Genomic DNA, 19,186 nt, shown 5'->3' on the forward strand with positions numbered 1-19,186 from the left:
TCCCTTCCTCAGAAGCCATTTTCGGGCATGTACGCGACTGACCGATTCTAGTGCCGAACGTTCCCGCCGGCAAACCAATGGCCGCAATTGCCACGGCCAATCGAACGCCACCTCAAACCGGGCGCGGCCCCTTGCCGATCAGATAGACCTCGGCACTGCGGTCGCGTGAAGCCTTCGGCTTGCGCACCTGTACCGAAGCGAACGCCGCCTCCATCTGCTTGCGGTACTCCATGAAACCTTCGCCCTGGAATATCTTGACCAGGAACTGGCCGCCCGGTTTCAGGTGGCGGACGGCGAAGTCCAGTGCCAGTTCGCACAGATGGATCGAGCGCGCCTGATCGACCGACGCCACGCCAGACAGATTCGGCGCCATGTCCGACAGGACGACATCGACCTTGGCACCCTCGAGCCGCGACTCCAGATCCTCCAGCACCGTATCCTCGGTGAAGTCGCCGTGCAGGAAATCGACGCCGGCCACCGGCTCCATCGGCAGGATGTCGAGCGCGAGGACCTTGCCCTTCGCCCCGCAGCGCTTGACCGCGACCTGGCACCACGAACCCGGTGTCGAGCCAAGGTCGACAACAATCGCGCCAGGCTTCAGCAAATGGTCACGCTCATCGACCTCGATCAGCTTGTAGGCTGCACGCGCGCGATATCCGTCCTGCTGCGCGCGTTGCACATAGGGGTCATTCAGATGATCGTGCACCCAGGCACGACTTGTCTTGTTCTTTTTCATCGACTTAGAAGAAGTTCGCCTCTAGTAATCAGAGTAGAATTGCGGGTTTGACGCTTCAAGCATCCAGAGAGATTCAATGATCGAACTCACCCCGGTCCAGCGCCGCGACCTGCGCGCGCGGGCCCATCACCTGAACCCCGTCGTGACCATCGCCGGCAACGGTCTGACCCCAACCGTCGTAGCGGAGATCGAGCGCTCGCTGCAGGCCCATGAACTTATCAAGGTGAAGGTTCAGGGCACCGAACGCGAACAGCGCGATGCGCTGATGAGCGAATTGTGCGCAACGCTCGACGCCGCGCCGGTGCAACACATCGGCAACATCCTTGTCGTCTGGCGCCAGCGGCGCGAGGAAGCGAAGGATGCGAACCCCACCACCCAGAAGTCCGGCGCACGGCCCTCGACCGCCAAGTCCGCCGCGGCATTTGCCGCCGCGGCTCGCCGCGCCGCACTGGCCAAGGCAAGCGCTGAAGCGCGCCGATCGCCTGCGCGAGCTCCGGCTTCGCGCGGCCGGGGACCGGGTAGCGGCACCCGCGGTCGCTGAACGAGGCGACGCACGATAGCACAAGGGGCGGCTCGATGGCCGCCCCTTTTTCATTCGCCGCCCGCAGGCGGATACACGACACTCACTCGTAGCGCACGTCGAGGATTTCGTACTCGCGTACACCGCCCGGCGCCTGCACTTCGGCGATGTCGCCGGCGTACTTGCCGATCAGTGCACGGGCAATCGGCGAACTCACCGAGATCTTGCCTTCCTTGATGTCGGCTTCGTCCTCGCCGACGATCTGGTAGGTCACGACCTGCCCCGACTCCAGATCCTCGAGCTCCACGGTCGCAGCGAATACGCAGCGTCCATCGGCATCGAGCAACTTGGGGTCGATGATCTGGGCATTGGCCAGCTTGCCCTCGACCTCCATGATGCGCCCTTCGATGAAACCCTGGCGCTCCTTGGCCGCATCGTACTCTGCATTCTCGGACAGGTCACCGTGCGAGCGCGCCTCGGCGATCGCAGCAATGACGTTCGGACGCTCCACCGTTTTCAGGCGGTGGAGTTCCTCGCGCAGTTTCTCTGCACCGGCAACGGTCAGCGGCGTCTTGTTCATGCCACGCCCTTCAGCTCGGCATGCAACGCCTGCACCGAATACACGTCCAGGCCATTGGCCATGTGACGCATGCCCATGCAGGCCGCACGTGCGCCCTCGATGGTGGTGAAGATGGTGAGCTTCGCCGCGAGCGCGCTGGTACGGATAGAACGCGAGTCGGTGATGGCCTGACGCTTCTCTTCGACCGTATTGATCACGAGCGAGATCTCCTCGTTCTTGATCATGTCGACGATGTGCGGACGCCCCTCGTTGACCTTGTTCACCACCGTCACCGGGATGCCTGCCGCTTCGATGACCGAGGCGGTGCCGCGCGTGGCGACCAGCGCGAAGCCGAGCTCGTGGAGTTCCTTCGCCACCTCGACAGCCACCGGGCGATCGCTGGGCTTGACGCTGATGAAGGCATTACCGCCGGTCGGCAGCTTCACCCCCGCTCCAATCTGGCTCTTGACGAAAGCTTCGGCAAACGTGCGGCCCACGCCCATGACCTCGCCGGTCGACTTCATCTCGGGCCCGAGGATGGTGTCGACGCCGGGGAACTTCACGAACGGGAACACCGCTTCCTTGACCGAGTAGTACGGCGGCACGATCTCGCCGGTCACTCCCTGGCTTTCGAGGCTCTGACCGGCCATGCAGCGCGCAGCGACCTTGGCCAGTTGCAGGGAGCAGGCCTTGGAAACGAAGGGCACGGTACGCGAAGCGCGCGGGTTCACTTCCAGCACGTACACGACGGCGTTGTCGCCCTCGCCCTGGATGGCGAACTGCACGTTCATCAGGCCGCAGACGTTGAGCGCACGCGCCATGGCTTCGGTCTGGCGGCGCAGTTCGTCCTGCAGCTTGGCCGACAGCGTGTAGGGCGGCAGCGAGCAGGCCGAATCGCCCGAATGCACGCCAGCCTGTTCGATGTGCTCCATGATGCCGCCGATCATGACCTGCTTGCCGTCGGACAGCGCATCGACGTCGACTTCGGTAGCGTCGTTGAGGAAGCGATCGAGCAGCACCGGCGACTCGTTGGAAACCTTCACCGCCTCGCGCATGTAGCGCTCGAGGTCCTTCTGCTCATGCACGATTTCCATCGCACGACCGCCGAGCACGTAGGACGGGCGCACCACCAGCGGGTAGCCGATCTCGGCTGCCAGGCGCACGGCCTCTTCGGGCGTGCGCGCGGTGCGGTTGGGCGGCTGCTTGAGGCCTAGGTCGGTCAGCAGCTTCTGGAAGCGCTCGCGGTCCTCGGCGGCGTCGATCATGTCCGGCGTGGTGCCGATAATGGGCACGCCGTTCTCTTCCAGCGCCTTCGCGCGCTTCAGCGGCGTCTGGCCGCCGAACTGCACGATCACGCCGACCGGCTTCTCGATGTGCACGATCTCGAGAATGTCCTCGAGCGTGATCGGTTCGAAATACAGGCGGTCCGACGTGTCGTAGTCGGTCGATACGGTCTCGGGGTTGCAGTTGACCATGATGGTCTCGTAGCCGTCTTCACGCAGGGCGAGCGCGGCATGGACGCAGCAGTAGTCGAACTCGATGCCCTGGCCGATGCGGTTCGGACCGCCGCCCAGCACCATGATCTTCTTCTTGTCGGTCGGACGTGCCTCGCACTCTTCCTCGTAAGAGGAATACATGTATGCGGTCGAGGTGGCGAATTCGGCCGCGCAGGTATCGACACGCTTGAACACCGGACGCACGCCCAGTGCGTGGCGATGCAGGCGAACCGCCGTCTCGTCGGTGTTGAGCAGCTTCGCCAGGCGACGGTCGGAGAAGCCCTTGCGCTTCAGGTCACGCAGTTCTGCCGCCTGCAGGGCCTTCAGCGAGCGGCCGGCGAGCGCCTTTTCGGACAGCACGATGTCCTCGATCTGGGCGAGGAACCAGGGATCGATCTTGGTCAGGTTGTGCACCTGCTCCTGGCTCATGCCTTCGCGGAAGGCCTGGCCGACGTACCAGATGCGTTGCGGGCCCGCGCTCGACAGCTCGTGCTCGAGGTCGGCGCTGTCTGCTTCGATCTCGTCCAGGCCGTAGGCGCCCACCTCGAGGCCGCGCAGGGCCTTCTGGAAGGACTCCTGAAAACTGCGGCCCATGGCCATCACTTCACCCACCGACTTCATCTGGGTAGTCAGGCGGTCGTTGGCCTGCGGGAACTTCTCGAAGGCGAAACGCGGAATCTTGGTGACGACGTAGTCGATCGAAGGCTCGAAGGACGCCGGCGTGGCGCCACCGGTGATGTCGTTCTTGAGTTCGTCAAGCGTGTAGCCCACTGCCAGCTTGGCTGCGACCTTCGCGATCGGGAAGCCGGTGGCCTTCGAGGCCAGCGCCGACGAACGCGACACGCGCGGGTTCATCTCGATGACGATCATGCGACCGTCCTTCGGGTTGATGGCGAACTGCACGTTCGAGCCGCCGGTGTCGACGCCGATCTCGCGCAGCACGGCGATCGAGGCATTGCGCAGGATCTGGTATTCTTTGTCAGTCAGCGTCTGCGACGGCGCAACGGTGATCGAGTCACCGGTATGCACGCCCATCGGGTCGAGGTTCTCGATCGAGCACACGATGATGCAGTTGTCGGCACGGTCGCGCACGACTTCCATCTCGTATTCCTTCCAGCCGAGCAGCGACTCTTCGATCAGCAACTCGTTGGTCGGGCTGGCCTCGAGACCGCGCTTGCAGATCTCGTGGAACTCTTCCATGTTGTAGGCGATGCCGCCGCCGGTACCGCCGAGCGTGAAGCTCGGGCGAATGATGACCGGGAAACCGATGCCGCCCTGCACCTGCAGCGCCTCTTCCATGCTGTGGGCAATGCCCGAGCGCGCCGAACCGAGACCGATCTTGGTCATCGCGTCCTTGAACTTGAGGCGGTCTTCGGCCTTGTCGATCGCCTCCTCCGAGGCACCGATCAGTTCGACGCCGTACTTGGCCAGCACGCCGTTGCGGCCGAGGTCGAGTGCGCAGTTCAGCGCGGTCTGCCCGCCCATGGTCGGCAGGATCGCGTCGGGACGTTCCTTCTCGATGATTCGCTCGACCACCTGCCAGGTGATGGGCTCGATGTAGGTGACGTCGGCCGTTTCCGGATCGGTCATGATCGTGGCCGGATTCGAGTTCACCAGAATGACCTTGTAGCCTTCCTCGCGCAGGGCCTTGCAGGCCTGGGCGCCGGAGTAGTCGAACTCGCAGGCCTGGCCGATGACGATCGGGCCGGCGCCGATGATCAGGATGCTCTTTATGTCTGTACGTTTCGGCATTGTCTTGCCTCGATGATTCCTTGACCCGGCCTTGTGCGCCGGCGTCGAACAGAGAGGACGGGCGCGAAGCCCGTCCGGTGCCGTGTTACTTGGCCGCTTCCATCAGCTTGATGAAGCGGTCGAACAGGTAGGCCACGTCATGCGGACCGGGGCTCGCTTCCGGGTGCCCCTGGAAGGAGAAGGCCGGCACATCGGTACGGGCGATACCCTGATTGGTGCCGTCGAACAGCGACACGTGCGTCACGCGCAGGTTCGCCGGCATCGTCGACGGATCGACGGCAAAGCCATGGTTCTGGCTGGTAATCAGCACGTTGCCGGTATCGAGGTCCTTCACCGGGTGGTTCGCACCGTGATGGCCGGTGGTCATCTTCATGGTCTTCGCCCCGGACGCGAGCGCCAGCAGCTGATGGCCGAGGCAGATGCCGAAAGTGGGCGTGCGCGTGGCGACGATCTCGCGGATGGCCTCGATGGCGTAGTCGCAGGGCTCGGGGTCACCAGGGCCGTTGGACAGGAACACGCCGTCGGGCTTCAGCGCCAGCACATCCTTCGCCGGCGTCTGCGCCGGCACCACGGTCAGGCGGCAGCCACGCTCGGCAAGCATGCGCAGGATGTTGAACTTGACGCCGAAATCGTAGGCAACGACGTGGAAACGCGGCTCGGACTGATCGACGTAGCCTTCGCCAAGCTTCCACTCGGCCTGCTTCCAGTCGTACGACTCGGTTGCACTCACGACCTTGGCCAGGTCCATGCCAGCCAGACCGGGGAAGGCGCGCGCCTGGGCGATCGCGGCCTCAGCGTTCAACGGCTCGCCTTCGGCGGCGGTGACGATGCACCCCGCCTGCGCACCCTTTTCACGCAGCACGCGCGTCAGCTTGCGTGTATCGAGACCGGCGATCGCCACCACGTTCTCGGCGCGCAGGTAGGCATCGAGACGCTGGGTCATGCGGAAGTTGGACGGCAGGATCGGCAGGTCGCGAATGACCAGGCCGGCCGCATGCACGCGCGTTGACTCGACATCTTCGGTGTTGACACCGGTGTTGCCGATATGGGGATAGGTCAGCGTGACGATCTGGCGCGAATAGCTCGGGTCGGTCAGGATTTCCTGATAACCGGACATCGAGGTATTGAACACCACCTCGCCAACCGTGCTGCCTACCGCACCGATACCCTTGCCGTGGAAGACCGTCCCGTCGGCAAGCGCAAGAAGGGCGGACGGGTATGCACTCACGAGAAACTCCTGGATTCAGCTTTAAAATCAGGGACTAACGAACACTCGCGCCCCGATATGTGCAAAAAAGCGGGACGAGCCTCTGGGCCGATCCCGCTGGATAAACCGCTGAATTGTATATTTTCAGGCCACCGAAGGCAAACCACAGCGGCTCATGATGACGGACGATAATCCGCGCGCAGCACCTTCGCGAGCCGCCTGAGTTCGTCGATGAGGCGATTCGCCTCGGTTGTCGCAGCGGCCGGATCGCCGTTACGCGCCATCTGTTCGAGCGTACTGGCGACGTCCGACGCGCGCTGGGCACCGAACAGGCCCACGGAGCCCTTGATCGAGTGCGCCAGGTCCGCCAGTCGTCCGAAGTCGAGCCCGGCCGCCGCGCGCTGCAGGTCGCCGACGGTCCGGTCGAAGTCACGGAAGAACACGGCGAGCAGCTGCTGCACGACCTCTTCGTCGCCCTCGAACATGTCCCGCGCCTCCTGCAGATTGGCGACGAGTGCGTCGCCGGACGGGTCCACCTCGAGCAGGCTATGGTCGCCATAGCCGTCATCGTCCTCGTGCCGCGGCCGCATCACCCGGGCGATCGCCGCGTGAAGTTCCTCGGCACGAATCGGCTTAGAGACGTAATCGTCCATGCCTGCCTCGAGGCAGCGTTCGCGATCGCCCGCCATCGCATGCGCAGTCATCGCGATGATCGGGACGGCATGCCAGTGCCCCTGCACGACCCAGCTGCGCCGCGCTTCGCGGGCGCGGATCGCCTGCGTCGCCTCGAGACCGCCCAGCACCGGCATCTGCACGTCCATCAGGATCAGATCGAAGCGCCCCGCATCGTAGGCCTCGATGGCTTCGGCCCCGTTGCCGACAATGCTCACGCGGTGCCCCGCCTTTTCCAGCAGGCGGCTGACGACCGTCTGGTTGACCAGGTTGTCCTCGGCGACCAGGATCGCGTAGGCCTCGGAAGGCTGCTCGGCAAGCGCCTGGTCGAGCAGTACGGCAGGCTCCAGCACGAAGGCGGGCGCCACCGCCGGCGCCGTAGCCTGCACTTCGTGCTGTCCCTTTGCCAGTTGCAGTGCCTCGAACAGGTCGTCTGGCGAAAACGGCTTCGACAGCCGCACCGGCAGGCCGAACTCCTTGCAGCGGGCCGAATCCTCTCGCTGGGTCTGACTCGACAGCATCATCACGATGCGGTCGACATGCGGCGTTGCATTGGCGAAACGCCTGACCAGCTCGAAGCCCGCCGGCTCGGGCATGTCCGCATCCATCAGCAGGAAATCGAAAGGATCGCGGCCGTCGCGCGCCGAAACGAGCGCGGCCACGACCGCGTCGGCCGTAGTGGCCACGTCGGCACGGATTCCGCACTGCAGACACAGCCCGGCGAGCATGGACGCAAAGGCCGGATTGCGCGCGCCGATCAGCACGCGCGCCGCACGCAGATCGCTCGGGCAATGCAGCGGTTCCTCGGCCACCACGCCCAGCGGCACGACGACCGAGAAGGTGCTGCCCCGGCCCGGTTCGCTCTGCACCTCGATCAGGCCATTCATCAGCTCGATCAGGTGACGGGAGATCGTCAGCCCCAAACCGGTGCCGCCATACTTGCGATTGGTCGATACCTCGGCCTGCGAGAACGCTTCGAAGATGCTCTCGAGCTTGGCCGCATCGATGCCGCATCCCGTGTCACGCACGCTGATGCGCAGCACTACGCCGCCAGTGGTCCGTCCTTCGACGCGAACGCCGATCTCGATCTCACCCTGTTCGGTGAACTTGATCGCATTGCCGACCAGATTGGTAAGCACCTGCCGCAGTCGGGTCGGGTCGCCACGCAGGACGGACGGCACATCGGGCGCAAGATCGAAGAAGAGCTCGACGCCCTTCTGATGCGCGCGCAGGGCAAGCGCCCGACAGGTATCCGACACCACCGACGCCAGCGGAAAATCGATCTCCTCGAGTTCCAGGCGGCCCGCCTCGACACGCGAGAAGTCGAGGATGTCGTTGATGATCGTGAGCAGGGTCTCAGCCGAGGACTTTACCGTCTGCACGTAGTCGCGCTGCTCGCCGGAAAGCTCGGTATCGAGCAGCAGATCCGTCATGCCGAGGATGCCATTCATCGGCGTCCGGATCTCGTGGCTCATGCTGGCGAGAAAATCGCTTTTGGCCCGGCTCGACGCCTCCGCGGCGGCCTTGGCCTCAAGCAGTTCCATTTCACGCCGCCCACGCCCACCGACCGCGATGCCCGTGGCCGGGAACGGTCGCCAGATCCAACGGGGCTCATGCGCAGCGACCGCCGCACGGAGCTGGTCGCTACGCCGCTTCTTGTCCATGGCTTCGCTCAGCGCAATCCCAGAACGTCCTGCATGTCGAACAGCCCCTGGCTGCGTCCTTGGAGGAAACGCGCGGCACGCAGGGAACCCAGCGCATACGGCATGCGGCTGCCGGATTTGTGGGTGATTTCGATCCGCTCGCCGATGCCGGCGAACAGCACGGTGTGATCTCCAACGACATCACCACCGCGAATCGTCGAGAAGCCGATCGTCTCGGCCCGGCGCTCGCCGGTATGGCCTTCCCGCCCGTAGATCGCACACGCTTCGAGATCGCGCCCAAGCTCGCGCGCCACCACTTCACCCATGCGCAGCGCGGTCCCGGACGGCGCATCGACCTTGAAGCGGTGATGCGCCTCGATGACCTCGACGTCGTAGCCTTCGGACAGGATGCGTGCAGCCACTTCGAGCAGCTTGAATACCGCATTGACGCCCACGGCCATGTTGGGGGCGAACACCACCGGAATGTCCTTGGCCGCATCGGCAATCGCTGCCTTGCCGGCTGCATCGAACCCGGTCGTACCGATCACCATCGCCTTGCCCAGCTCGCGCGCAATCGCGAGGTGCTCGAGCGTGCCTTCCGGACGGGTGAAGTCGATGACGCAGTCGGCCGCAGCGATCGCGGCACGCATGTCATCGACGATCGCGATGCCACTCACCACCCCGGCCATCTCACCGGCGTCACGGCCGACGAAGGGCGTGCCGGCGCGGTCGAAGGCGGCGCCGAGGGCGACGCCTTCGGCATTCAACACCGCCTCAATCAGCATCCTGCCCATACGGCCGGAAGCGCCGGCAATCGCAACACGAATATCAGACATCGGAACCACCTGGAAAAGCGCCGCCCCGCAAAACGGGGGAACGATGAATCACTTGCCGGCCGCTGCCGGGACCTCGACCACGCGGCTGCGCTCGACCGGAGCCGACGGCGCCGCGTCACTGGCCGCCTGGACATCTCCTTCGACGCGATCGAGCCGATCGTCGACGAAATAGACGGAAATCACGCGCTGTTCGGCCTGCCGCGAGCCGGGTACGTAACGATAGACGTAGTCCCAGCGATCCTTGCGGAACAGGTCGACGACCAGCGGCGAACCGAGCACGAAACGCACCTGCTCGCGCGTCATGCCGCGCTTGAGCTGGGCCACCATGTCCTGGTCCACATAATTGCCCTGGCGCACATCGATACGGTAGGGATTGACGACACCGACCACGGAGTCGAAGGAGCAGCCGGAAATCAGGCTTGCGGCGAGAAAAGCTGCGGGCAGGTAGGAGCGCATGTAGAAGGCGTCGACGGAGCGTGCGCACAAGGTGCGCGGTTCTCAGGAAAGGGCAAAAAATATAACATAGGGCGACATTACAGGGCGTGCCGACTCGCACGCGCGCCCACACAACGCATTCGCGCCAACCCCCACCGATCGAGTCTTCTCCATGCCCGACAATTCGAAGAACCTGAAAAGCATCGGCCTCAAGGCGACCTATCCGCGCCTGAAGATCCTCGACCTGTTCCAGAGTTCGGATCAGCGCCACCTCACGGCCGAAGACGTCTATCGCTCGCTGATGAACGAAGGCATGGACATCGGCCTGGCGACCGTTTACCGGGTACTGACGCAGTTCGAACAGGCAGGCCTGCTCGAGCGCCACTACTTCGAATCGGGCAAGGCGGTGTTCGAGCTCAACGAGGGCGGCCACCACGACCACCTGGTGTGCATGCAATGCGGCAAGGTCGAGGAGTTCTACGATCCGGAGATCGAACGCCGGCAGAACGCCATCGCCAAGGAACGCGGCTTCACGTTGCGCGAGCATGCGCTCTACCTCTACGCCGACTGCACCCGCGAGAGCTGCCCGAACCGTCCGACCGAAGGCTGAACGCAGGAACGGGGGCCGGCCAGGCCCCTCACCTTATCCGCGCTGCCCGAGCATTTCGGCAGCGTGTTCGCGGGTTGTGCTGGTGATGTTGACGCCGCCGAGCATGCGCGCAATCTCTTCCACCCGCCCCTCGCGATCGAGCGGCGTCACTTCGCTGACCGTTTCGCCCCCCTGCTCGCGCTTGGCAATCCGCCACTGCCAGTCGGCGCAGGCAGCGACCTGAGGCAGATGCGTCACGCACATGACCTGCCGGCTCTCCCCCAGGCGCGCCAGCAGCTTGCCGACGATCTCGGCCACCCGCCCGCCGATGCCGACATCGACCTCGTCGAAGATCAGCGTCGGTGTCTCCGAGGCCCGGCTGGTCATGACCTGGATCGCCAGCCCGATTCGCGACAGTTCACCGCCCGACGCCACCTTGGCAAGGCTGCGCAGGGTCTGGCCCGGGTTGGCCGCCACACGGAACTCGACGTTCTCCACACCGGATGCGCCAGGATCGCAGGGCTCGAGTGCAACCTCGAAGCGCCCGCCGGCCATCGCCAGCGTCTGCATCGCCTCGGTGATCTCGCGCGACAGCACCTCGGCAGCAGGCCGCCGCGCGGCTGACAGGCGCTCGGCGGCGGCGTCGTAATCCTTGCGCGCGCGGGCCTCGTCCGCTGCCAGCCGCTCAGGATCCGCACTCGCCTCGAGGGTCTCGAACCGCGCCTTCCATTGCTCGCGCAGTTCGGGCAAGGCATCCGCGGAAACGCGGTACTTGCGCGCCATATCGGTCACGGCGGCGATACGACGCTCGATCTCGTTGAGGCGCTGCGGATCGAGATCAAGCCGGTCGCGATAGCGGCGCAGCGCATGCAGCGCCTCGTCCGCCTGTATGGCGGCCGAGGCAAGCAGCTCGCGCACGTCGCCAAGCCCCGGGTCGATATCCGCGAGCGACGCGATGCGGGCGTCGAGGTGGCGCAGTACCGAGCACACGGCCACCTCGCCCTCCCCCAGCGCGTCGAGCGTCTCGTCGGCGCCTTCCATCAGGCCGGCGGCATGAGCCAGGCGCCCGTGCTCCGCGTTGATCTCGCCCCACTCGTCGGCATCGAATGCGAGCTCGTCCAGTTCCTGCAACTGCCACGCAAGCAGTTCGCGCTCGCGCGCGGAGCTGGCGGAATCGTTTTCGGCTTCCAGCCGCAGCCGCGCAAGACGCTGCCATTCGCGATAGCGAGCCCCGACCTCGGCGACGAGCGCCTGGGCGCCGGCCTGGGCATCGAGCAGGACGCGCTGCGCATCGGCGCGCAGCAGCGCGTGATGGGCATGCTGGCCGTGGATGTCCGCCAGCCATTCGCCCGCCGCGCGCAACTGCGCCAGCGTCACCACGACACCGTTGATCCAGGCCCGGCTGCGACCATTGACGTCGATGGTCCGCCGCAGCAGCACGCAGCCCTCTTCCAGCGGTAGCGCCTGTTCGCCCAGCCAGTCTCGCAGGCCATCTCCTTCGGGCAGGTCGAATTCGGCGATCACGTCGGCGCGCTCGCGCCCCACACGCACCATGCCGGCCTCGCCCCGCCCGCCCAGCGCCAACCCCAGCGCATCGAGCAGTATGGACTTGCCTGCACCGGTCTCGCCGGTCAGAGCGCCGAAGCCGGAACCGAAGTCGAGCTCGAGTTGATCGACGATGACGAAATCGCGAATGGAAAGGCTTCTCAGCATGGCGGACGAACGGAATTGGAAAGGCGGGTCGCAGCCGACGCGCTGCGGACTCAGTTGTGGCGTGGCGTGGCGCTCCAGTGGAGCTTCTCACGCAGCATCGCGAAGTAGCTGTAGCTCTCCGGATGCAGCAGCCGCAGCGACTGCGCCGAGCGCGTCATGCGCACGACATCTCCGGCACGCAGATCGAAGCGTGCCTGCCCATCGAAGTGCACCCGCGCATCCTGCGGCGGCAGCAGTTCGATATCGATGCGGCAATGATCGGGCAGCGTAATCGGCCGCGCCGTCAGAGCATGGGGGCACAAGGGCACAAGTGCGATGCCCCCCACGCTGGGATGAAGGATCGGCCCGTTGGCGGACATCGCATACGCGGTGGAGCCGGTCGGTGTCGAGACGATCATGCCGTCCGAGCGCTGCGTGTAAACGTACTCGCCGTCAATCGACAGATCGAACTCGATCATCCGCCCAAGATCGCCCTTGTTCACGACGACGTCGTTGAGCGCCAATGTGTGGAACACCCGCGTACCGCCACGCAGCACCTCGGCATCAAGCATGAAGCGCGACTCTTCCGTATAGCGCCCCTCGATGATTTCCCCAAGGCCCCGCTGTGCGTCGTTGAGCGCGATATCGGTCAGGAAGCCCAGCCGCCCGAGGTTGACGCCAGCCAAGGGCACGCCATATTCGACAAGCCGGCGTGCGGTATGCAGCATCGTGCCGTCGCCGCCGATGACCACGGCCAGGTCGGCCTCGCCGCCGATGTGCTCGTAGCTCGACACGGGAAAATCCCCAGCGCCGCCGATGGAACTCGCCGTTCCCTGCTCGATCCACACCATCAGTCCTCGCTCGCGCAGGAAGCGGGCGATCGTCATCACCGATTCGGCGACGTCCGGGCTCTGGTATTTGCCGACAAGGGCAAGGTTCCTGAATTTGGCACTCATGGACGTGGATTAAACCATAACCGGACAGGCGCTTGGCAGCGCCGGGACCCGCGCTGGCGTGCGGCTCGCCGACTGGCCAGCCGGGCCCCACTTTCATAGAATCCGGGCTATATTCCCTGCCAGCCATGAATTCGCTCGACGCCCGCTCCCAGATCCTGCTGAAAACCCTGATCGAACGCTACATTGTGGACGGTCAGCCGGTTGGTTCACGCGCCCTCTCGCGTTTCTCCGGGCTCGAACTGTCACCGGCAACGGTGCGCAACGTGATGAGCGACCTCGAGGAGATGGGCCTGATTGCCAGCCCTCACACCTCGGCCGGGCGAGTTCCGACGCCGCTGGGCTACCGCTTCTTCGTTGACGCCCTGCTGACCGTGCAACCGCTCGAGACCGCCCGCGTTCATGAACTCAAGGGCCAGCTCCAGCCCGACCAGCCGCAGCGCCTGATCAACTCGGCCTCTCATCTGCTGTCGAACCTCACGCAGTTCGCCGGCGTAGTCGTGGCGCCGCGCAAGGACGCGGTGCGCATCCGCCAGTTCGAGTTCATCAGCCTGTCCGAAAACCGCATCCTGCTGATCATCGTCACCACGGCGGGCGACGTGCAGAACCGGATCCTGCTGACGCGCCGCGCCTACACGGCAAGCGAACTGAGCGGCGCGGCGAGCTATCTCAACGAGCACTTTGCCGGCCTGTCGTTCGACGACATCCGCCGCCGGCTGACGGACGAACTGCGCCAGCTGCGCAGCGACATGACCGAGCTGATGACCGCCACGGTGGATGCCGGCAGCGAGGCTGCCGAAGAGACCGCCACCAGCTACGTCATCTCGGGTGAGACCAACCTGCTCGACGTCGAGGATCTGTCGTCGAACATGTCGCGCCTGCGCGAACTGTTCAAGCTCTTCGAACAGCGCACCGGACTGATGCAATTGCTTGAACTGTCGAACCGGGCCGAAGGCGTGCAGATCTTCATTGGCGGCGAGTCGGGCCTGGCCCCGCTCGACGGCTGCAGCGTCGTCACCGCGCCGTACGAGGTCGACGGCCAGATCGTGGGCTCGGTCGGCGTCATCGGACCGACCCGCATGGCCTACGACCGCGTCATCCCCATCGTCGACATCACGGCACGGCTCCTGTCGAACGCCCTGTCCGCAAACGCCTGACCCGCCGACGCGCGCACGACGCGACCGGCACTGCAACCACCGCTCAAGGACCCCCATGGCTCGCTACTGGCCCGAACCCGCCTACCAACACGGCACCGCGGCACGCACCGGCGTGCTCCTGGTGAATCTCGGCACGCCCGACGCGCCGACAGCCGCCGCGCTGCGCCCCTATCTGAAGCAGTTCCTGTCGGACCCGCGGGTGGTCGAGATTCCGCGCATGGTGTGGTGGCCGATCCTGAACGGCATCATCCTCAACACCCGCCCGGCCGCATCGGCCAAGAAGTACGCCAGCGTGTGGATGAACGAGGGCTCGCCGCTGAAGGTTCACACCGAGCGCCAGGCCAAGCTGCTTGCCGGCTACCTGACCAAGGCCGGCCACCCGGACCTCGACATCGATTTCGCGATGCGCTACGGCTCGCCGTCCATCGCCGACCGCCTGAAGGCGATGCGCTCGCGCGGCTGCAACCGCATTCTGGTCGTGCCGCTCTATCCGCAATACTCGGCGAGCACCACGGCGACCGTGGTCGACGAGGTGGCGCGCTGCCTGGGTCGCATGCGGAATCAGCCGGAACTGCGCTTCGTACGCAATTTCCACGACGATCCCGCCTACATCGAAGCCCTGGCCCGCAGCGTGCGCGACCACTGGATGAAGAACGGCGAACCGGATCGGCTGGTCATGAGCTTTCACGGCATCCCGCGCCGCTCGCTCGACCTGGGCGACCCCTATCACTGCGAATGCCACAAGACCGGCAGACTGCTCGCCGAAGCGCTCGGCCTGCCGCGCGAACGAGCGCTGGTCACTTTCCAGTCGCGCTTTGGCAAGGCGGAATGGCTCAAGCCCTACACCCAGCCGACGCTCGAAGCGCTGGCCGCACAAGGCGTCGGGCGCGTCGACGTGATCTGCCCCGGCTTCGTCGCGGACTGTCTGGAGACGCTGGAGGAAATCGCCATGGAGTGCCGCGAGGCCTTCCTCGAGCATGGCGGCAAGGAATTCCACTACATCCCTTGCCTCAACGAGAACCACGAGTGGATCGACGCGCTGACTCGCCTGAGCATCGCGCACCTCGGAAACTGGCTCGAAATCAAGCGCCCGGACGAGACTTCCCTTGCGGCGACCCGCAGCCGCGCCATGGAAAAGGGCGCGACGCGCTGAATCAGTTGTCGATCAGTTGCAGGTCAAGGCCGCCGGTCGAGGTGAATTCCCCGCGCACGGCTGGCTGCCCCTTCTCCGACATCTGCTTCGCCAGGTCGGCCAGCCGGCGAACGATCACCGTGGCGAGCTGGCGCCGGAAGCGCTCGAGCACCTCTTCGCTCGCCAGGGCAAGCGCCGACGGGTTGATCTCGAGGTAGGTCAGTGGTGTCAGCGACACCACCGACATCGAGTGCTTGTGCTCGAGGTGATCGAGCCAGGCCTGGGCGCCGAAGACTTCACCGTGCCCCAGCTCGGTGACCCTGCGCCCATCGACGGACAGCTCCACGCTGCCGTCCAGCACGATGCCGAAGCGTTGATCGGTGTCACCTTCCCGGATCAGCGTCACGTGCTTGTCCACCTTGCGCCAGCTGCAGATGCGCAGCACTTCCCACAGTTCGACGTCCTCGAACTCGGTGAAGAACGCCACCTTGCGCAAGCGCGCAAAGCGGCTGGTATCGGGCGGTACGTAGCTGTCGTCGAGGATCTTGTAGCGCACAGCTGCAAGATCCTTGGCAAACTCCGCACCATTGCGATAGCGCGAATAGAGGTCCTTCTCCAGCGCCTTGCGGATCACCGCATCCATCTGCTCGGGGACGTCCGGATTGAGCTGCGACACCGAAGGCGGATCGGCGTTGATGATCTTGTACACCAGCTGCGCGGGATTGCTGGCGCGGAACGGCAGGCGACCGGTCAAGAGGTGGAACAGCAGGACGCCGAGCGAGTACAGATCGGTCTTCTGGTTGAGGGGATAGCCCTTGATCTGCTCCGGGCTCATGTAGGCCGGCGAGCCGACCCCCATGATGAAGGTCGAATCGGTGTCGATCTTCTTGTTGATGTTCATCGCCAGGCCGAAGTCGGTGATCTTCACGTTGTCCTGGTCATCGACCAGGATGTTCGCCGGCTTGATGTCCCGGTGCACGATGCCCTGGCGATAAGCGTGATCGAGTGCCATGCAGCACTTGAACACGATGCCGATGGTGCGGTGGATCGGCAGCAGGTTCTCGAAGCTGCAGTAACGTTCGAGCGAGCCGCCAGCGAAATACTCCATCACCACGTAAGCCTGGGTGGGCTCGATGGAGGCATCGAAGATGCGGATGATGTTCGGATGATTCAGCCGGCTCGACACTGCCTCTTCCGCCTTCAGCAGCTTCAGCAGGCGACGGTTCCACTTCGCCTCGTCCTTGATCTTGTCGTCGAAGCGGACGTGCTTCAGCGCCACGGGCTCCGGGTATTCGGGACTCTCGGCCAGATAGACGACCGCCGTCGCACCGCGTCCGATCTCGCGCACGATCTTGTACTTACCGATCTTGTCCGGAGTTTCGCTCATTGCGATCGATACGGCGGTCAGGCGTCGCCGTTTTTCATGAAAGTCGTGGAATTGTGGCACGAAGTCGGGCCGACCGGCACTGCGCCCGGCCAGGCAAAGGTGCGGGTCGACTGTTCCGCTCGCAGCGGCATGCCTACAATCTCGCGCAACCGCAGCCTGCCGGGCTGCCCCGCCATTGGAGCTGCGCTTGAGCGAACCTATCGACCTGCTGATTCACCCGCGCTGGACCGTCACGGTCGAGCCGGCCGGCGCCGCACTGGAAGACCACGCGGTTGCCGTGCGTGACGGACGGATCGTCGCTGTCGTGCCGATGGACGAGGCGCGCATCCGCTTCCAGCCCGGCAAGATCGTCGAACTCCCGCAACACGTCCTGATACCCGGGCTGGTCAATCTTCATGCGCACGCAGCCATGAACCTCATGCGCGGGATCGCAGACGACCTGCCGCTCATGCGCTGGCTTCAGGAGGCGATCTGGCCGACCGAGAGCCGGCACGTATCCGCCAGTTTCGTACGTGACGGCACGCTGCTCGCGGCAGCCGAAATGCTGCGGGGCGGCATCACGACCTGCAACGACATGTATTTCTATCCCGGCGCAGCGGCCGAAGCCTTTGCCGAAGCGGGGATGCGGGCCGTCGTCGGCATCGTGGTACTCGACTTTCCCACGCCATGGGCGAGCGATGCGGACGACTATCTGCGCAAGGGGCTCCATGCCCGCGACCGCTTCGCCAACCATCCCCTGCTGTCCTTCTCTGTGGCGCCTCACGCGCCGTACACTGTGTCCGATACGGCTTTCGAGCACGTGCGCGCACTGGCGGATGAGCTCGAGACCGGCATTCACGTCCATGTCCATGAGACGGAAACCGAGATCCGCGAATCGCTGACGACCCACGGCGTGCGCCCGCTCACCCGTCTTGCCCGTCTTGGCGTGCTGGGCGAGAGCACGATCGGCGTGCACGCGGTACATCTCTCCGACATGGATGTCGAACTGCTCGCCCGCCACGGCTGCAGCGTGGCGCACTGCCCCACATCGAACATGAAGCTCGGCAGCGGCATCGCACCCGTGACGCGCCTGCTAGCAGCGGGGGTAAACACCGGCCTCGGAACCGACGGTGCCGCGAGCAACAACCGAGTCGACCTGTTCCAGGAGATGCGGCATGCCGCGCTCCTCGCCAAGGCCACAACACTCGACGCTGCAGCGCTTCCCGCGCACCGCGCGTTGGCGATGGCGACGATCGATGGCGCACGGGCGCTCGGCATGGAGGCGCTGATCGGCTCCATCACGCCGGGCAAGCAGGCCGACCTGTGTGCCGTGGATCTTGGTGGCCTGTTTACGCAGCCCTGCTTCGACCCTGTCTCGCATCTCGTCTATTCGGCGGGTCGCGAACACGTCACACATGTGTGGGTAAATGGCGAACCCCGCGTGAACAAAGGCGTTCCGCTGTTGCATATTCACGACAAAGAATTGCTCAGGATCGCATCGCTATGGCAAACTAGGCTCGCTAATTGAACTGGATACAGTCGTTCAATATCGACGCGATTACGGCCCTCCAGCTGTATTCACTTTCCGTTGCAGTGGTAAATCCGGCGACTCGCCCTTCAAAGAGGAAACCATGATCAAACAAACCAAGAAGCAGATGCTCATGCTGGCCGCCATCGCCTCGATCGGCCTGTCCGCTCCCAGCGCCTACGCACAAGTCAAGGATGTCGTGGTCGACGGCAAGGGCGAAGTCCCCTACGTGATCGACGCGCGTAACGTCGTTGCCCGTAGCGGTACCGGCCTGTGCTGGCGCACTGGCTACTGGTCGCCGGCTGCTGCCTCGACCGCCATGGCCGGCCAGTTCCCGGTTGGCTGCGAGTGCGACAGCGACATCGTCGCCAAGGACAAGTGCGTGGCCCCGGTCGCTGCTGCCAAGCCGGCTCCCGCTCCGGCTCCGAAGCCCACCGCTGACAAGATCAAGCTGGCTGCCGACGCCCTGTTCGATTTCGACAAGGCCACGCTGAAGCCCGAAGGCCGCGCCAAGCTGGACGACCTGGCCGCCAAGTCGAAGCAGCTGAAGCTGGAAGTCATCCTGGCCGTCGGCCACACCGACCGTCTGGGTTCGGATGCCTACAACCAGAAGCTGTCCGAGCGCCGCGCTGCCGCCGTCAAGACCTACCTGGTCTCGAAGGGCGTCGAAGCCAACCGCGTCTACACCGAAGGCAAGGGCGAGAAGCAGCCCGTGACCGGCAACAAGTGCGACAACATCAAGAACCGCAAGGCTCTGATCGAGTGCCTGCAGCCGGATCGCCGCGTGGAAGTCGAAGTGATCGGCTCCAAGTAATCGGTTTTCCGATGCGCAAAAAGCCCTGCTTCGGCGGGGCTTTTTGTTTTCTGAAGCCGGTCGATGAACCGCCAGGCCGCTGCTGCGGTCCCAACCAAC

Annotated in this window: 16 protein-coding genes; 6 read left to right on the plus strand and 10 right to left on the minus strand. The window is 64.7% G+C overall.

Annotated features, from left to right (window positions below; genetic code table 11):
- Positions 1–112: 112 nt before the first annotated feature.
- The gene (locus CGK74_RS13295) at positions 113–736 is read right to left on the minus strand and encodes an RlmE family RNA methyltransferase (RefSeq protein ID WP_094268932.1); all 624 of its coding nucleotides are present in this window, start codon (positions 734–736) and stop codon (positions 113–115) included.
- A gap of 76 nt (positions 737–812) precedes the next feature.
- Between CGK74_RS13295 and yhbY the strand changes: the two genes are divergently transcribed.
- A complete protein-coding gene (yhbY, locus tag CGK74_RS13300; RefSeq protein ID WP_094268933.1) occupies positions 813–1,277 on the plus strand; it encodes a ribosome assembly RNA-binding protein YhbY in 465 nt (154 codons plus the stop codon).
- 82 nt (positions 1,278–1,359) lie between these two features.
- Here yhbY and greA read toward each other — a convergent pair whose 3' ends face one another.
- The 6 genes from greA to CGK74_RS13330 all read right to left on the minus strand — a co-directional run bounded on the left by greA (position 1,360) and on the right by CGK74_RS13330 (position 9,907).
- Positions 1,360–1,836 carry a transcription elongation factor GreA gene (greA, locus tag CGK74_RS13305; protein ID WP_094268934.1) on the minus strand — a complete coding sequence of 159 codons (477 nt, stop codon included), beginning with the start codon at positions 1,834–1,836 and terminating at the stop codon, positions 1,360–1,362.
- Positions 1,833–5,063 carry a carbamoyl-phosphate synthase large subunit gene (gene carB, locus CGK74_RS13310; RefSeq protein ID WP_094268935.1) on the minus strand — a complete coding sequence of 1,077 codons (3,231 nt, stop codon included), beginning with the start codon at positions 5,061–5,063 and terminating at the stop codon, positions 1,833–1,835. Before carB ends, greA begins: the two co-directional genes overlap by 4 nt.
- Positions 5,064–5,148: 85 nt before the next feature.
- Positions 5,149–6,291 carry a glutamine-hydrolyzing carbamoyl-phosphate synthase small subunit gene (carA, locus tag CGK74_RS13315; RefSeq protein ID WP_094268936.1) on the minus strand — a complete coding sequence of 381 codons (1,143 nt, stop codon included), beginning with the start codon at positions 6,289–6,291 and terminating at the stop codon, positions 5,149–5,151.
- A gap of 152 nt (positions 6,292–6,443) precedes the next feature.
- The gene (locus tag CGK74_RS13320; protein ID WP_094268937.1) at positions 6,444–8,606 is read right to left on the minus strand and encodes a response regulator; all 2,163 of its coding nucleotides are present in this window, start codon (positions 8,604–8,606) and stop codon (positions 6,444–6,446) included.
- A gap of 8 nt (positions 8,607–8,614) precedes the next feature.
- Positions 8,615–9,421: a 4-hydroxy-tetrahydrodipicolinate reductase gene (gene dapB, locus CGK74_RS13325; protein WP_094268938.1), complete on the minus strand. Its 807-nt coding sequence runs from the start codon at positions 9,419–9,421 to the stop codon at positions 8,615–8,617.
- Between the two features lie 48 nt (positions 9,422–9,469).
- On the minus strand, positions 9,470–9,907 hold the full coding sequence (locus CGK74_RS13330) for an outer membrane protein assembly factor BamE (protein WP_240498722.1): 438 nt from the start codon (positions 9,905–9,907) through the stop codon (positions 9,470–9,472).
- Positions 9,908–10,028: 121 nt separating this feature from the next.
- Here CGK74_RS13330 and fur point away from each other — a divergent pair, with 121 nt between their 5' ends.
- Positions 10,029–10,466, plus strand: a complete 438-nt coding sequence (gene fur, locus CGK74_RS13335) for a ferric iron uptake transcriptional regulator (protein WP_094268939.1) — start codon at positions 10,029–10,031, stop codon at positions 10,464–10,466.
- 33 nt (positions 10,467–10,499) lie between these two features.
- Here the strand turns inward: fur and recN are convergent, their stop codons facing one another.
- Together recN and CGK74_RS13345 are read right to left on the minus strand one after the other, a co-directional pair.
- Complete coding sequence (gene recN, locus CGK74_RS13340; protein WP_094268940.1) at positions 10,500–12,158, minus strand: DNA repair protein RecN; 1,659 nt, start codon at positions 12,156–12,158, stop codon at positions 10,500–10,502.
- Between the two features lie 50 nt (positions 12,159–12,208).
- Complete coding sequence (locus CGK74_RS13345) at positions 12,209–13,093, minus strand: NAD kinase (RefSeq protein ID WP_094268941.1); 885 nt, start codon at positions 13,091–13,093, stop codon at positions 12,209–12,211.
- A 125-nt stretch (positions 13,094–13,218) separates the two neighbouring features.
- On the opposite strand from CGK74_RS13345, the gene hrcA reads away from it, so the two are divergent.
- Both hrcA and hemH read left to right on the plus strand, forming a co-directional pair.
- A complete protein-coding gene (hrcA, locus tag CGK74_RS13350) occupies positions 13,219–14,247 on the plus strand; it encodes a heat-inducible transcriptional repressor HrcA (protein WP_094268942.1) in 1,029 nt (342 codons plus the stop codon).
- A gap of 55 nt (positions 14,248–14,302) precedes the next feature.
- Positions 14,303–15,400 carry a ferrochelatase gene (hemH, locus tag CGK74_RS13355; protein WP_094268943.1) on the plus strand — a complete coding sequence of 366 codons (1,098 nt, stop codon included), beginning with the start codon at positions 14,303–14,305 and terminating at the stop codon, positions 15,398–15,400.
- Position 15,401: 1 nt separating this feature from the next.
- Here hemH and CGK74_RS13360 read toward each other — a convergent pair whose 3' ends face one another.
- Entirely contained in the window at positions 15,402–16,766 is a 1,365-nt protein-coding gene (locus CGK74_RS13360; protein ID WP_094268944.1) for a serine/threonine-protein kinase, read from the minus strand.
- Positions 16,767–16,953: 187 nt separating this feature from the next.
- Here CGK74_RS13360 and CGK74_RS13365 point away from each other — a divergent pair, with 187 nt between their 5' ends.
- The gene (locus CGK74_RS13365) at positions 16,954–18,273 is read left to right on the plus strand and encodes a TRZ/ATZ family hydrolase (RefSeq protein ID WP_094269132.1); all 1,320 of its coding nucleotides are present in this window, start codon (positions 16,954–16,956) and stop codon (positions 18,271–18,273) included.
- A gap of 103 nt (positions 18,274–18,376) precedes the next feature.
- Positions 18,377–19,087, plus strand: a complete 711-nt coding sequence (locus CGK74_RS13370) for an OmpA family protein (RefSeq protein WP_094268945.1) — start codon at positions 18,377–18,379, stop codon at positions 19,085–19,087.
- Positions 19,088–19,186 lie beyond the last annotated feature (99 nt).

This window comes from Thauera propionica (genome assembly GCF_002245655.1).
Taxonomy (GTDB): domain Bacteria; phylum Pseudomonadota; class Gammaproteobacteria; order Burkholderiales; family Rhodocyclaceae; genus Thauera; species Thauera propionica.